Origin of the sequence: Candidatus Pelagibacter sp., from assembly GCF_052049935.1 — a bacterium.
GTDB lineage: Bacteria > Pseudomonadota > Alphaproteobacteria > Pelagibacterales > Pelagibacteraceae > Pelagibacter.
On sequence record NZ_JBNGZA010000008.1, the window covers coordinates 21499 to 36454 of the forward strand.

Consider the following 14956-nt stretch of genomic DNA (forward strand, 5'->3'; position numbering starts at 1 on the left):
TTTATTTTCTTTTTCTTTTAACTGTCGAAGACACTGTTAGATTCTTTCTTCCTCTAGCTCTTCTTCTTTTTAAAAGTTTTTGACCACCTTTAGTTTTCATCTTTGAACGAAAACCGTGTTTCTTTAGTCTCTTCTTCTTTTTTGGTTGCCAAGTTCTTTTCATATATAAAAATTGATTAAATTTTTGTTAAAAATTGGCTCTTTATATTAACTAAATTTATAAATAGCAATTAGAAGATTTAAAATTTATTATAAATTTTTATGGAAAAAACAAAAAAAATCAAAATTTTTGTAGCTTTGTTCTATGTTTCAGCAGTTTTATTATTTTTATTTTTTTTCTTCTCAAATTTTACTTTTAAGGAACTGACAAGTTATGATTTTATAAAAAATAATAGGAATTATTTATTAAACCTAAGAGAATCTAATTTATATTTTGTGGGTTTTTTATTTTTTATATTTTGCATTATTTGGACATTGGCTTCTGGCTTTGCTACACCTTTAGGCTTGTTTGGTGGATTTGTTTTTGGAAAATGGTTAGGTGTAGTTATTGTTGTATTTGGTATGTCCTTAGGAGCCACAGGAGTGTACATCTTTGCAAACTATTTTTTAAAGGATTTTGTTAAAAAAAAATTTTTGAACAGATTTCAGAATTTAGAATATAAATTTAAAAAATCTGAATTAAATTATTTATTAGTTTATCGATTTGTAGGTGGAATTCCATTTGCCATATCAAACATTTTGCCTTGTATATTTAACGTCAAAACAATCAATTTTTTTATCGCAACACTTGTAGGCATTGTGCCTCAAGTTTTTATTCAAGTTTCACTTGGAAGTGGATTAGAAAAAATAATTGATCAAAATGAAAAAGCACCTAATTTAATGCAATTAATTTTATCTCCGGATATTTATATTCCAGTTATTGCTTTTATTGTTTTAGTAATTGTTACAATTATAATTAGGAAAATTTTTTATAAAAAATAGTGGTGCCCCCACCAAGAATCGAACTTGAAATTTATCCTTACCATGGACACGTTATGCCATTTAACTATGGGGGCGATAAAAAGTTTTATGTAATTTATTGATAATAAAGCATTTTTTACAAATTATTGCCTTAATTTTTTTGGAAATTTGTTTTATATCTACTTGAGGAATTTTTTTATGGGCATTCATTACGATTATAAATCTACTAAAGGAAATAAGTTAATGGAGAAGCAAGCAAAGCGTGAAAGAAAGCTTGCAGAAAAAAAAGCAAAAAGACTTGCTAAGGAAGGTCCAAAAAAAGAAGAACCAAAAGCTAAACCACTAGATCCAAATAAGCCTATATCTTTAGATTTTTTGACAAACCCAGATAAGGAATGACCACTAAAGATAAAAATGAGCGTTTAAGTTTAGCTCTAAGAAAAAATTTAAAAAAAAGAAAACTATTTCAAAAAAAAAATAAAAAAAAATCTAAATAATGTCTATTCAACCTGATTCTTGGATAAAAAAAATGTGTAAAGAATACAACATGATTGAACCTTTTTTAGATCATCAAGTTTCTGAAGGAAAAATTTCATATGGTTTAAGTAGTATGGGCTACGATGTAAGAATATCAGATGAGTATAGAATTTTTACTAATGTAAATAATTCATTAGTTGATCCGAAAAATTTTTCAGACGATAATTTTATTGAACGTAAGGGACCACATTGTATTATTCCACCTAATTCGTTTGTTTTAGCAAAAACTGTTGAATATTTTAGAATTCCTAAAGATGTTTTATGTATTTGTGTTGGAAAAAGTACTTATGCAAGAACTGGTATAATTTGTAATGTTACGCCAATTGAAAATGAGTTTGAAGGTAATATTGTAATTGAATTATCTAATACCACTCCTAACCCTGCAAAAATTTATTCTAATGAGGGAATTGCTCAGTTTTTATTTTTTAAATCTGAAACTCAGCCTGAGACTACTTACAAATCAAAGAACGGTAAATACCAAGGTCAAACAACAATACAAGTTGCAAAAATAAAATAATTCTATGGATAAATTTTTGATTGAGGGTCCGTGTAAACTCAAGGGCAAGGTTTTAATTTCAGGATCAAAAAATGCAGCGCTGCCTATATTAGCCGCAACACTTTTGTTTGATAAATCAGTTACAATTAAAAATTTACCAAGAGTAAGAGATATTGACACAATGTTGAGTCTTTTAAAATCTTTAGGTTCAAAAATCACTTTTTCTAAAGATAAAAAAACTGCAAAAATCATGAATAAGAAAAATATGAAGACTGTTGCAAGTTATTCTCTAGTTAAAACTATGAGAGGATCAATTCTTGTTCTGGGACCATTGGTTTCTAAATTTCAAAAATCAATCACCTCATTACCGGGGGGCTGTTTAATTGGTGCTCGACCAGTTAATTATCACTTATCAGCATTAAAAAAGCTGGGCATGAAATACGACATCAAAAAAGGATATATTCATGCAAAGTCTGATGGAAAATTAAGAGCAACAACAATTACATTTTCAAAAATTAGTGTTGGTGCAACTGAAAATACAATCATTGCAGCTTGTTTAGCTAATGGCAAAACTGTTTTAAAAAACTGTGCTGTTGAACCCGAAATAAAAGACTTAACAAATTTTCTAAACACAGCTGGAGCAAACATTAAATGGAAAGGTAGAACTTGTGAGATTGTAGGAGTTAAATCTTTGAATGAAATAGAATATTCTATAATGGCAGATAGAATAGAAGCTGGCACTTTTTGTGTTGCTGCAACATTATCAAGAGGAGAATTGGAGGTAAAAAATTTAAATCCTAAAATCATTAATACTGAATTAAATTTACTAAAAAAGGTTGGTGCTAAAATCAAAACTTCAGAAAATAAAATTCTAATTAAAGGACCAGACAAAATTAAACCAATAAAAAATATAAAAACAAAAGAGTATCCAAGTTTTCCAACCGATCTACAGGCTCAATTTATGGTTTTATTATGTAAGGCAAATGGCAAAAGCAGCATAACTGAAAGTATTTTTGAAAATAGATTCATGCACGTTGCAGAGTTACAAAGATTGGGTGCAAAAATAGTTATCAAAAATAATAAGGCTATTATAGAAGGTAAAACAGATTTCAATGGAGCAGAATTAATGTCGAGTGATTTGAGAGCCTCTGTTGCGCTTGTTTTAGCCGCCATAGTTGCTAATGGAAAATCGATAATTAACAGGATTTATCATTTAGATAGAGGGTATGAGAATATAGAGAATAAATTGAAAAAAATTGGTGTAAAAATTAAAAGAATAAAATGAGTGAAAAAAAATATTTAGCAAAAATTATTGCAGTAGATAATGAGGGGCTTCAAATGATTTCAGCTTGTTGCTCTGGAGCTAAAACAAATGTAGCAAACATAAAATATCTTAAAGAAAACAAAGTATTTTTATTATCAATTGAAAGAATCAAAGTTGAAGTTGGAGGAGAAGATAAAAAAGTTAGCAGTATATGTAAATTTGATTTTGTAAGCAGTGTAAAATCTAAAAACATAGATCAAAAAAACCAAGAACAACCACTTGAATTAATTTGTATAAATTATCTGAAAAAAAATGATGAATACGAGATTGATTTAATATTTAATAATAATGCTTTAATTTCACTTGGCACTGAAGCAATAGAAGTGAGATTAGAAGATCAAACAAATTAAGATGAAATCTTTAAATTTTAAAAGTAAAAACTTTGATAAATCACTAGAAAGCTTGTTAAATCAAAGAAGAAAAAAACTACAATCAAGCAGTGTTTCCGTAACCAATATCATTAGAGATGTTAAAAAAAATGGAGATAAAGCTTTATTAAAATATGAAAAAAGATTTAACAAAAATAATGTAATTGTCCCAACCTCAAAACAAATAAGTAATTCTATTAAATCATTAGATAAAAAAGTAAAACAAGCAATTGATGCTGCATACAATAGAATTTATAAATTTCACTCCTTACAAAAATTAAGAAATATTTCATACACTGACAAATATAAAAACAAGATTGATTATAAATATGTACCATTAGAGTCTGTTGCAATTTATGTTCCTGGATCCACAGCCTCATATCCATCAAGTGTTTTAATGAATGCAATTCCAGCAATTGTTGCTGGCGTAAAAAGAATTGTCATGATTAATCCTGGTTATAAAGGCAAACAAAATCCTGCAGTTTTGTATGCAGCTAAAAAATGTAAGATAAAAGAGATCTATTCAATTGGTGGTCCATCTGCAATTGCAGCTGCTGCTTATGGAACAAAAAAGATTAAACCAGTCAATAAAATCGTAGGTCCAGGTAACTCTTATGTTGCTGCAGCAAAAAAAGAAGTATTTGGTGATATTGGAATTGAGGCAATGACAGCTGGTCCATCTGAAATTTTGATTGTTGCTGATAAAACTTCAAATCCTGAATGGATTGCTAGTGACTTACTCGGTCAAGCAGAACACGATTCACTTGCACAATGTATTTTAATTTCTAAAGATCAAAAAATTTTAGAGCAAACTAAAAATGAAATTTCAAAACAATTAAAAGAATTGCCGAGATTATCAATTGCAAGCAAAAGCTTAACCACAAATGGAATACTCATGTTTGTTAATTCTGATACAAAGATTATAGAGATAATAAATAAAATTGGACCAGAGCACCTGGAACTAAATACAAAAAATTATAAATCTTTAATACCAAAAATTAAAAACGCAGGTTCAATTTGTTTAGGAAAATATGCAGTTATGGCAATGACAGATTATGGAGTGCCAGGAACAAACCATGTGTTACCTACAAATAAAACTAGTAAATACTCCAGTGGACTAAGTGTTTCAGAATTTGTTAAAAAAATCTCTTATATAAACTTATCAAAAAAGGGTATTGAAAGTCTTGGACCATCAGCTATAACACTTGCAAATTATGAGAGATTAGAAGGACACGCTCAATCAATCATAAAAAGAATTAGGAGAAAATAAATTTGTCAAAACAAGATCTACTTGAATTCAAAGGCAAGGTAACTGACTTGTTACCTAACGCAATGTTTAGAGTTCAATTAGAAAATGGTCATATCGTGACCGCACACACTGCCGGCAAACTTAGAAAGAATAGAATTAGAGTTTTACAAGGTGATAATGTTACGGTTGAAATGACACCTTATGATCTTACTAAAGGAAGAATAATCTTTAGAGGATAACTTAAGGCTGAGTAGCTCAGGAGTAGAGCAGAGCCCTGAAAAGGCTTGTGTCGGAGGTGCGAATCCTTCCTCAGCCACCACCCATAATTTTATTAATTTCTACTTGCTATTCCTATTAAAAAAACTAGTTTCACGGCTTTATAAATAACAAAAGGACTAAGAAATAAAATGAGTACATTAAAAGGTAAAGTTAAGTGGTTTAACGGTAAAAAAGGTTATGGTTTCATCGAAAGAGAAGATGGTGAAAAGGATGCCTTTGTTCATGCTTCAGCAGTAAAAGCAGCTGGTATGAGGTTTTTAAATGAAGGAGACTCACTTGAGTTTACTTTAGAAGATGGTCCAAAAGGCCCAAGCGCAGTTAACTTGGTAAAACAAGAAGGCTAATAAATTTTACAAAATTTTAAAGGGGGTTTGCGAAAGCAAACTCCCTTTTTTTTTACTTGTAATAATCCTAATTTATTCTAGAAGTTGCTCATGATTATAATAGCTTCAACAATTGAGACTAACAGAGCTACGCATAGATATATCAATCATGCTGGCTAAGGCTAGCTATTTTCAAATATAAAATAATTTTAAATTCACTAAAAAATAATATAAAACTATTAATATAAGCTTTGGTGGTGAAATAGTATCACGTCGGTTTGTGGATCCGAAGTCGTAGGAGCGTAACCTACCCAAAGTACCAATAAAATGGAAAAAGAAAAAAAACTCAATCCTTCGCTACCGTCTGGATTTGAAGATCGTTGGGATAAAAAGTTAGTCTTAAAAAAACAACTTTTAAAAGAGATTGAAAACAATTTTATTAAATTTGGAGCTGAGCCATTAGAGACACCCTCTTTTGAAATCAGTGAAAATATTGGATCGTTTTTAGCGGAAGACGAGGCCAATCCTATGTCTGATGTATTTAGTTTTAAAGACGGTGATAAAAGTATTACTTTAAGATATGACTTATCAAGTCCGTTAGCTAGATTTGTTGCTCAAAATAATCAAGAACTTCCATCTGTATATAAAAGATATGCAATTCAAAATGTCTTTAGAAATGAAAAACCAGGTAATGGTAGATACCGAGAATTTATGCAGGCAGATTTCGATATTATTGGAAATACAAATCCTGCCCAAGCAAATGCAGAGCTTTGTAATTTAATTACCAGCACTCTTTTAGATTGTGGATTAAATAAAGAGCAATTTACAATCAATGTAAGTAATAGAAAAATAGTTCAAGGCTTAATAAATGAACTTAATATTTCTGAGGAAAAACAATTAAAAGTTATCAGAGCCATTGATAAATTAGATAAACCAGGATTTGGTTTAACTGGTGTAGAAGCATTATTAAAAAAAGAAAGAAAAGATGCATCAGGAGCTGTAACAAAGGGTGCTGATTTAAATGATGATCAAGTTAAACAAATATTAGATTTTTTAAAAATTAAAAATTTAAAAGAATTAAAGCAAAAATTAACTAATAAATTATCGCAAGAAGGAATTAAAGAATTAGAAGATTTCTTTGAAGTAATTGGTTTTGGTAATGCAAAAGACCAGGTTCAGACTAATTTTACAATTGTTAGAGGCCTTGCTTATTATGATGGGTTTATTGTTGAAACTAATTTAAATTTTAAAGTAACAAACAATAAAGGAAAAGAAGTAGATATTGGAAGTATCTGTTCAGGTGGAGCTTATGCAAAACTTATCTCAAGATTTAAAGGTGTAGATACACCAGGTACCGGTATTAGCTTTGGTGTGGATAGATTGTTGTTTGCATTAACTCAATTAGATCAAATTAAAATTAAAGAACAAAAACCTGTTCTTTTATGTGTTATGGATCAAAAATATTTAAAAAATTATTATGAATTAGTAGATGAATTAAGAACTAATAACATTAATGCTGAAGTTTTTTTAGATACTAAAAAGAACTTAGGAAAACAGCTTACTTATGCAAACAAAAGAGGATTATTATTGGCAATTATTTGTGGTGAAAATGAATTTAAAGATAACACTGTAACTATTAAAGACCTTCAAGGCACTAAAGGTGAAAATAATAAAACTATTTCAAGAAAAGAACTAGTCAATGAAGTCAAAAAATTTATCTGAAAATATCCTTAGATCAGTAAAGTCTAAAGGATATAAATATATCAATTTACCTTCGGTAATTGAAGCAGATCATATTGTACAAAGATCTGGCGAAAATTTTAGAAAGTTTATTTTCTCATTTCATGATCAAGATGGTACCGAGCTTTGTTTAAGACCAGATCTAACCATTGCATCTTGCTTAAGGTATTTAGACAATAATTTAAAAGGTAAAGAAAAAATTTTCTATAGTGGTCAGGCTTATAGGAAAAATGATGATAAGAAAAAATCTATCATTAGAGATCAAATAGGATTTGAAATATTAGGATCAAAGGATGAAAAAAATGATGATAAAGAGATTATAAATACCTCTCTTAAATCTTTAAAAAATATAAAATTTTCATCTGGAACATTAACCATCGGTAATATTGAGATATTCAAATTACTTATTGATAAACTTGAAATCCCATCGCGTTGGAAATTAAGATTAATTAGACACTTTTGGAGAGAGGATTATTTCAATGATCTATTAAAAAGATTAGAGACTAATGCTGATATTGATCCAACAGTGGTTGATCTAGATAAAAAACTTTATCTAAATTTATTAAAAAAAGATCCAACTGCTTTAGTTGCAGGAAGATCTTATGGAGAAATTCTAAAAAGATTTGATGAAAAAATTAAAAACCCAAGAAAAGCTAGTGAAGGTAAAAAAGTATCTAAAATAATTAAAGAATTTTTAAAGATTAAATGCCCAATTAATAAAGCAGCTGATCAATTAAATAAGTTTTTTAAGAGAAATAGAATTAATCTTGCAGTTGATCAAAGATATTTTCCTCTTTCATCAAATAAAATTTCAAAATTAAATGTAGTATTTTCATCATCATTTGGCAGACAACTTGAGTATTACACAGGAATGGTTTTTAGAATTGATGTGAAAATTAATTCAAAACAAGTTCAATTAATCTCAGGCGGCAGATATGACAGTTTAATTTCTGATCTTGGTTCAAGCGAAAAAGTAAATGCAGTAGGAGCAGCTATTAATCTATGAGCCAGATAATTAAAATAGGAATCCCAAGTAAAGGAAGATTGAGAAAAGATGTTTTAAATATCTTTAAGAAAAATAAATTGAAGTTAATTTCAGAAAGAGGTGATAGAGATTTATTTGGCTCAGTAAAGGGTAAGAAAAATATTCAAATCATTTATTTGCATGCTAGAGAAATAATTGAAAGACTTGCAGATAAGTCATTAGATCTTGGTTTTTCTGGTTTTGATTTATTGAAAGAAAGTGAAATAACAGTTCAAAATAAAATTAAAGTTGAAAAGAAATATCCATTTGGACAAGCAACATTAGTAGTTGCTGTGCCTCAAAATTGGTTAGATGTATTTTCAATGGCTGATTTAGAGGAAATTGCTTTTGAATTTAAAGAAAAGAAGAAGAAAAGATTAAGAGTATCAACAAAATATCCAAGACTAACAAGAGAGTTTTTTTACAACAAAGGTGTTACTCAGTTTTCATTAGTAAAATCACATGGAAGTACAGAGGTTGCACCATTTACAGATTCTTCTGAGATTATTACTGACATAACAAGTACTGGAGCTACTCTTAAAGCTAATAATCTTAGAATTATAAATGATGGTTATATTTTAAAATCTGAGCTTTGTATGATGGTTTCAAAATCATCAAATAAAAATAAAGATTTTAATAGATTTACTAAATTACTTACGAAATATTAAGTCTTTAAAATAGACTAAGATAATTTTAACTATATCAAGATTTCTTAATACAGCATAGGCTCCAACAAGTAGACCAACTAAAACACCAATTTTTAAAATTAACATTAAATCCATATAAAATTTTAACTAATTGTTTAAACTATTCAATATTTTTATGAGAAAATATCTGTAAAATGTCATTATAGAATCATGAATACAATTTTAATAAGTTTATTAATTATATTAACCTTAGGTGTTGCTGTTCTGCTTTATTTGACTTTAAAAAGCAACTCAAAGAAAACTGATGAAAATAAAGATTTGGAAGAAATAGCGAATTTGAAAATAGAAATATCTAGCTTGAAGGATACGTTGAATTCAACAATTAATTCATCTTTGGGAGCCATGTCCACATCATTTAATAATCTTTCAACTGGGGTTACTAAAGATATGACTGAAGCACTGACTAAAGTTGATGAAAAAGTTGGCAATTTTAATCAACAAGTTCAATTATTAAATCAAAGCCAAGAAGGAATTACGAAGATTTTAGCTGGGGTAAAAAAATATGGAACTCTAGCTGAGTTTTCTCTGGACGCACTTATAAAAGATTTGCTGCCTGCCTCACAATATATGACGAATGTGAAGATGAAAGAAAATACAAGTGAAAATGTAGAATTCGCAGTTAAACTCCAAGGAGATGTTCTGGTGCCAGTTGACTCTCATTTTCCAGTAGAAAAATTTAAAGCAATTACTGATGGTCATGACGCGGATGATAAAAAGGCAGTAGCTGATGCTAAAGCCAAATTAGCTTCAGCGTTTAAAGCTAAGGCTAAAAGCGTAAATGAAAAATATATTGTTCCGCCGAAAACAACAGATTTTGCAATTGTTTATGCTCCAACCGAAAGTCTTTATAAAGAATTAACAGAGTATCAAGATCCAAGTACTAAAGAATTATTAACTCAAGAATTAATGAAAAAATATAAGATTGTTATTTGTGGTCCTAATACATTATCAGCATATTTACAGTCATTACATATGGGATTTCAATCTTTGAAAGTTCAAAAGGGTGCGACTGAGATTTATAACCATCTAAAAACAATCAGTACAAGATTTTCAAAACATTTTGAGAATATTGTAACTTTGAGAAAAAAATTAGAAGAAGCGATGGGCGTTGTGGATAAGTTTGGAACTGATGCAAGATCTATAACGAGAACTTTAGAAAATATTAAAGATCCTGAGCAAGTTGAAAAAGCACTACAAGCTGAAAATGTGGAAAAGTTTGTTGATCGAAATAGACAAGTTAAAAATTAATTTCTAATTTTTATTAATAAGGAATATAAGAATTTGAATGGAATGGAATAATAAATATATTTATCCAAAATCTACTAGATCGCTTTTAAATGGTTCAAGACATTATTCAGTCAATGAAGAAAATTTACCATCTGTTACAACAATTTTAAAAGCAACAGAGTCTGAAGAAAAAAAAGCAAAACTTGCAGAATGGAAACAAAGAGTGGGTCATAAACAAGCTGAAATTATTTCAAGAGAAGCATCCTCCAGAGGAAGCTCAATGCATGATTACTTAGAAAAATTTTTACTTGGTAAATTAAATTTAGATTTATTAGGAGATAATACTAGAGAAAGAATGATGGCAGACCAAATTATTGAAAATGGTTTAAGAAATAAGTTAGATGAAATTTGGGGATGTGAAGCAACATTATATTATCCTGGAAAATACGCAGGTGCAGCAGATTGTATTGGGGTTTATGAAAATAAAGAAACTATAATTGATTTTAAACAAAGTAATAAACCAAAAAAAGATGAATGGATTGAAGATTATTATCTTCAATGTGCTGCTTATTCTACAGCACATAATGTTGTCTATGGATCCAATATAACACAAGTTGTAATTTTGCTTTGCACTAAAGATAATGTCTTTCAACGTTTTATAGTGGATGGTGAAAGATTAAAAATATATCAAAACAAATTTTTAGAAAAAGTAGAGCAATTTTATGCTCAAAGGAGAGCTAGTTGAGCTACGTAGTTTGGGATATAGAAACAGATTCTGCTCAAACCGATTGGGCAACTATAATTGAATTAGGAGCAATCCTACTTGATGATAACTTTAAAGAGAAAGATAGATTCTCAGTTAGATGTAGAATGCCTCAAGATAGAGTGCCGTCTGCAACAGCACTATGTATAAATAAATCCAATGTAGATTTAATTACTAAAGGTAATCTAAGTCATTATGAAATGCTTGTTCAAGTTGATAAGAAGTTTAGAGAGTGGTCACCCGCAACTTTTTTGGGTTACTCAAGTATTAATTTTGATGATGAAGTTTTAAGAAAAGAATTTTTTAAATCATTAAAAAAACCTTATTTGACAAATACCGAAGGAAACTCAAGACATGATGCTTTAAATATCGTTAAAGCTGCATTTGCTATAGATGAGAATGTTTTAAAAACAGAACTTAATGACAAGGGTAATAAATCCATGAAATTAGAATCTTTGGCTCGTTTAAATGGTTTTGAGTCCTCTGGTGCCCATTCAGCCTTATTTGATACAGAGCTAACAGTAAAAGTTTTAGGTCTGATCAGAGAAAATCAACCAGATTTGTGGCGAGAATATATGAACACAAGTACCAAAGTTGTGGTTGAAAACATACTCAAACAAGAAAAAATGTTTACTATTAACGAAAATTATTTTGGCAAAAATTACTTATTTTTAGTTGCTCCATTACACCCAAATTCATTTATGCACCCTGTATATAAATGGGGTCAAGTTGTGAACTTATCTGAAAATATTGAGGAGCTACAAAAACTTAACTATCAAGATCTAAAAAAGGCCATGAAGAAATCACCAAGGTTTTATAAGACTATTAAGTCTAATAAAGCGCCTATTATTTTGGATAAAAGCTTAGCCATGAAAATTGACCCATATAAAAAAATTGACCAAAATGTACTTAATAAAAGAGCTGAATTAATGAAAACCAATGAAAAATTTTCACAAGACATCTGCAATATCTTAAGAGAAGCTGCAGAAGAAAAAATGGAAATTTCATCACAAGTTGATCTTGAACCAGAGGAGACAATTTATTCAGGAGGATTTGATACTTTTAATAAAGACGTACCATTATTTCAAAAATTTCATGAAAGTGATTGGAAAGGTAAATTTTCAATGTTAGATAAATTTAAAGATGATCGGCTTGTAACTTTTGGACATAATTTAATTTATAATGAGGCACCAGAGATCCTTCCAAAAGATATTCATAGAAAGATCAAAAGAAGAATAGCATCAAGAATATTAAGTACAAATAAGGAAAAATGGTGGACTGTTTCTGCATTTTACTCTGAGTGTGACGAGATAAGAGAAAATGAAGATAAAATGTTTTCATTTAAAACTGCTGATGAGAAACTAAAATTTTTAGATGGAATTAATGATTATGTAATGAATCTTGAACAAAAATATTCAGACGCTTAGTTAATAAGTCCAAAAAAATATTTTTTATCCATTGAATATTAGATTGAATCAACTATATCTCAATTATGCTTATAGATTTTAAAGACGAAGATTTCGAAAATAAAATTAAAAATGAAGATGTATCTGTAATTCAGTTTAGTGCTGCATGGTGTGGACCATGTAAGGCATTAAAACCTGTGATGGATAAACTAGCTGATGAGTACAAAGATAAAGCTGGTTTTTATTATGCTGACATCGAAGATGGTGGTATCAACACAGGAAGCGCAGCGGGTATTAGGGGAGTTCCAACTGTTATCGTCTACAAAAAAGGTGTTGAAGTTGATAGAAAAGTTGGTGGTGTACCTGAAGGTGCTATGAAAGAATTTTTAGATAAAAATATTTAATTTTGATTTAAAACTTCACCTGCCAAATACAAAGATCCTGTTATTAATATAAGATCACCTTGCTCAGGGTTTATACTTTTTAGGGCGTTTTCAATACTATCTGAATAGTTAGTATTTTTTATATTTTTAAATTTTTCTTTAAGTTCTTCACCCTTTATAGAATTAGGCTGATTAGGAATATCAATTGTAGTCAAAGAAGTAATATCTTTGAAATAACTGATATATTTTTCGTGTTCTTTATTGGCCATCATTCCAATTATCAAATGCTTTTTACAATTAAGACTATTTAGATAATTATTTAGTGCAATTGAACCATCTTCATTGTGACTACCATCCACTAAAAGTATATTATTTTTTACCAAATTTTTGAGTTTTCCGGATTTTATTTCTTGCAGTCTTGCAATACTTTTGATGTCAGTAATGCCTTTTTTTATCTGTTCATCTTTAATTTCAAAATCTAAAATCCTTAATGTTGCAATTGCTGATGAAATATTTTCTAATTGAAATTGACCAAGCACATTAGGAGCCGGTAGTTTTAAGCCACCAAATTTATCTTCATAATAAAAAAAACGATTTTTTCCTTCTGAAAAACTAAAATCTTCATTGAAAAAATACTTATTTGATTGATTTTTAGCGATAGTATTTTTGATACATTCAGTTGTTTTAATATCTCTTTGCTTTGCAACAATAATATTAGAATTTAAGAGAGCTGAAGTTTTTTCAAATATTATCTTCTCTACATCTTGTTGATCTTTTGGCAGCCAATCGAGATGATCAAGCGAGATAGAAGTAACAATACTTGCTAAATTTTTATTTAAAATATTTGTAGCATCAAATCTGTGAAATAATCCAGTTTCTATTAAATTAATATTATTAGGATACTTTGCTGCTTGATAAAAATAACAAGCAGTTAGTATTTCAAAAAAAGTAATAGGCTCATTAGAATTTGCTTCTTCAACAATTTCAAACAATGATACTAATTCATCATCAGTTAATTCTTTATTATTATAAACAAATCTTTCATTAATTTTTTGAATATGAGGACTAGTGTAAACATTACATTTAATGTTTGCAGCTTTTAAAATTGCAAAACAGGCTTGGATAGTAGAATTTTTACCATTAGTTCCAACTACTGAAATAGCTTTGATTTTGTCTTGAGGATTGTCTAATTTTTTACAAAGATTTTTTATTCGATCTAAACTTAGATCTATTTCTTTAGGATGCAGCTTTTGTAAGCGATTGACTATCTTCTGAAGTTTCATTTTCTTCAGAATTTATAACAGAATTCTTATTTAATAATATTGATAATAAAATTCCTAATTTTTCTTTTAAATCTTTTCTATCTACAATTAAATCAACGAAACCGGTTTTTTGTACATATTCACTTTTTTGAAATCCTTCTGGCAATTGTTCTTTAACAGTTCCTTGAATTACTCTTGCACCAGCAAAAGCAATTAATGCTCCTGGTTCTGCAATATGTAAATCACCTAACATTGCATATGAGGCTGTAATACCTCCAGCTGTTGGATCAGTAATACATACAAGATAAGGTAAATTATTTTTCTTTAATTCATTGATTGCAAGTGTAGTTCTTGTCATTTGAGAAAGAGAAATTAAACTCTCCATCATTCTCATTCCACCGCCAGCACTAATACATAAAAAAGGTGTTCTATTTTCTATTGCATGCTGAATACCATATAAAAAAGCTTCACCCTCAGCAGCTGCCATTGAGGCTCCTAAAAAGTCAAAATCAGACGCAACAGCTGTAATTTTAATATCATTTATTGTGCCAGTTACCACCATCATACCACAATCCATACCAGTCTTTTTTCTAGCACTTTTTAATCTATCTTTATAAGACTTAGAATCTGTCCAGTTTAGTGGATCATCATTAGGGATAGGTGTTTTAAAAATTTCGTAATTATCTTTTCCGAATAAATAATCAAATCTTTGTTTAGGTTTTATTCTATGATGTCTATTACAATCAGGACAAACCCACATATTGTTTTCAAAATCAGCTTTAAGTCTTGGTCCCTTACAACAAGACATCCAATCACTATTAGCGATATCTTCTTTAGAAGCTCTTTTGTGGAGGGATTTTTTAATATTTTTTCCCGCCTCTATTATTTTATTTATCCAATTAACCAAG

General features: G+C 29.1%; 18 protein-coding genes and 2 tRNA genes. 16 read left to right on the forward strand and 4 right to left on the reverse strand.

Translation table 11 applies throughout. The annotated features are described in order from the left end of the window. Nucleotide 1 precedes the first annotated feature (1 nt). The gene (rpmH, locus tag ACTT90_RS04740) at nt 2–163 is read right to left on the reverse strand and encodes a 50S ribosomal protein L34 (RefSeq protein ID WP_014953810.1); all 162 of its coding nucleotides are present in this window, start codon (nt 161–163) and stop codon (nt 2–4) included. A gap of 98 nt (nt 164–261) precedes the next feature. Between rpmH and ACTT90_RS04745 the strand changes: the two genes are divergently transcribed. Then, nucleotides 262–981, forward strand: a complete 720-nt coding sequence (locus ACTT90_RS04745) for a TVP38/TMEM64 family protein (RefSeq protein WP_440937680.1) — start codon at nt 262–264, stop codon at nt 979–981. Here the strand turns inward: ACTT90_RS04745 and ACTT90_RS04750 are convergent. After that, a tRNA-Thr gene (locus ACTT90_RS04750) sits at nt 982–1055 on the reverse strand. A gap of 103 nt (nt 1056–1158) precedes the next feature. On the opposite strand from ACTT90_RS04750, the gene ACTT90_RS04755 reads away from it, so the two are divergent. From ACTT90_RS04755 to ACTT90_RS04825, 15 genes are all read left to right on the forward strand, one after another. Then, nucleotides 1159–1359, forward strand: coding sequence for a hypothetical protein (locus ACTT90_RS04755; RefSeq protein WP_440937681.1), 201 nt, complete (start codon nt 1159–1161; stop codon nt 1357–1359). Nucleotides 1360–1456: 97 nt separating this feature from the next. Continuing rightward, on the forward strand, nt 1457–2014 hold the full coding sequence (dcd, locus tag ACTT90_RS04760) for a dCTP deaminase (RefSeq protein WP_440937682.1): 558 nt from the start codon (nt 1457–1459) through the stop codon (nt 2012–2014). A 4-nt stretch (nt 2015–2018) separates the two neighbouring features. After that, nucleotides 2019–3278 (forward strand): UDP-N-acetylglucosamine 1-carboxyvinyltransferase, encoded by a 1260-nt coding sequence (gene murA / locus ACTT90_RS04765; protein WP_440937683.1) that lies wholly within the window; start codon nt 2019–2021, stop codon nt 3276–3278. Further along, nucleotides 3275–3667 carry a DUF2948 family protein gene (locus ACTT90_RS04770; RefSeq protein WP_440937684.1) on the forward strand — a complete coding sequence of 131 codons (393 nt, stop codon included), beginning with the start codon at nt 3275–3277 and terminating at the stop codon, nt 3665–3667. Before murA ends, ACTT90_RS04770 begins: the two co-directional genes overlap by 4 nt. A 1-nt stretch (nt 3668) precedes the next feature. Further along, the gene (hisD, locus tag ACTT90_RS04775; RefSeq protein WP_440937685.1) at nt 3669–4955 is read left to right on the forward strand and encodes a histidinol dehydrogenase; all 1287 of its coding nucleotides are present in this window, start codon (nt 3669–3671) and stop codon (nt 4953–4955) included. A gap of 2 nt (nt 4956–4957) precedes the next feature. Continuing rightward, nucleotides 4958–5173 (forward strand): translation initiation factor IF-1, encoded by a 216-nt coding sequence (infA, locus tag ACTT90_RS04780; RefSeq protein WP_075519823.1) that lies wholly within the window; start codon nt 4958–4960, stop codon nt 5171–5173. A gap of 5 nt (nt 5174–5178) precedes the next feature. Beyond that, nucleotides 5179–5253, forward strand: a tRNA-Phe gene (locus tag ACTT90_RS04785). A gap of 88 nt (nt 5254–5341) precedes the next feature. Continuing rightward, on the forward strand, nt 5342–5557 hold the full coding sequence (locus tag ACTT90_RS04790; protein ID WP_440937686.1) for a cold-shock protein: 216 nt from the start codon (nt 5342–5344) through the stop codon (nt 5555–5557). 306 nt (nt 5558–5863) lie between these two features. Further along, nucleotides 5864–7258 carry a histidine--tRNA ligase gene (hisS, locus tag ACTT90_RS04795; RefSeq protein ID WP_440937687.1) on the forward strand — a complete coding sequence of 465 codons (1395 nt, stop codon included), beginning with the start codon at nt 5864–5866 and terminating at the stop codon, nt 7256–7258. Beyond that, nucleotides 7236–8282: an ATP phosphoribosyltransferase regulatory subunit gene (locus ACTT90_RS04800; RefSeq protein ID WP_440937688.1), complete on the forward strand. Its 1047-nt coding sequence runs from the start codon at nt 7236–7238 to the stop codon at nt 8280–8282. The genes hisS and ACTT90_RS04800 overlap by 23 nt, the downstream gene beginning before the upstream one ends. Further along, a complete protein-coding gene (hisG, locus tag ACTT90_RS04805; protein WP_440937689.1) occupies nt 8279–8968 on the forward strand; it encodes an ATP phosphoribosyltransferase in 690 nt (229 codons plus the stop codon). The genes ACTT90_RS04800 and hisG overlap by 4 nt, the downstream gene beginning before the upstream one ends. Nucleotides 8969–9157: 189 nt before the next feature. Next, nucleotides 9158–10255: a DNA recombination protein RmuC gene (locus tag ACTT90_RS04810; protein ID WP_440937690.1), complete on the forward strand. Its 1098-nt coding sequence runs from the start codon at nt 9158–9160 to the stop codon at nt 10253–10255. A gap of 37 nt (nt 10256–10292) precedes the next feature. Further along, entirely contained in the window at nt 10293–10979 is a 687-nt protein-coding gene (locus tag ACTT90_RS04815; protein ID WP_440937691.1) for a hypothetical protein, read from the forward strand. Continuing rightward, on the forward strand, nt 10976–12424 hold the full coding sequence (locus tag ACTT90_RS04820) for an exonuclease domain-containing protein (RefSeq protein ID WP_440937692.1): 1449 nt from the start codon (nt 10976–10978) through the stop codon (nt 12422–12424). The genes ACTT90_RS04815 and ACTT90_RS04820 overlap by 4 nt, the downstream gene beginning before the upstream one ends. A 65-nt stretch (nt 12425–12489) precedes the next feature. Beyond that, nucleotides 12490–12807: a thioredoxin family protein gene (locus tag ACTT90_RS04825; RefSeq protein ID WP_440908714.1), complete on the forward strand. Its 318-nt coding sequence runs from the start codon at nt 12490–12492 to the stop codon at nt 12805–12807. Here the strand turns inward: ACTT90_RS04825 and ACTT90_RS04830 are convergent. Both ACTT90_RS04830 and ACTT90_RS04835 read right to left on the reverse strand, forming a co-directional pair. After that, nucleotides 12804–14069, reverse strand: a complete 1266-nt coding sequence (locus ACTT90_RS04830) for a bifunctional folylpolyglutamate synthase/dihydrofolate synthase (protein ID WP_440937693.1) — start codon at nt 14067–14069, stop codon at nt 12804–12806. The two genes, ACTT90_RS04825 and ACTT90_RS04830, sit on opposite strands and share 4 nt — an antisense overlap. Further along, nucleotides 14023–14955, reverse strand: a complete 933-nt coding sequence (locus ACTT90_RS04835) for an acetyl-CoA carboxylase carboxyltransferase subunit beta (RefSeq protein ID WP_440937694.1) — start codon at nt 14953–14955, stop codon at nt 14023–14025. The genes ACTT90_RS04830 and ACTT90_RS04835 overlap by 47 nt, the downstream gene beginning before the upstream one ends. Nucleotide 14956: the final 1 nt, after the last annotated feature.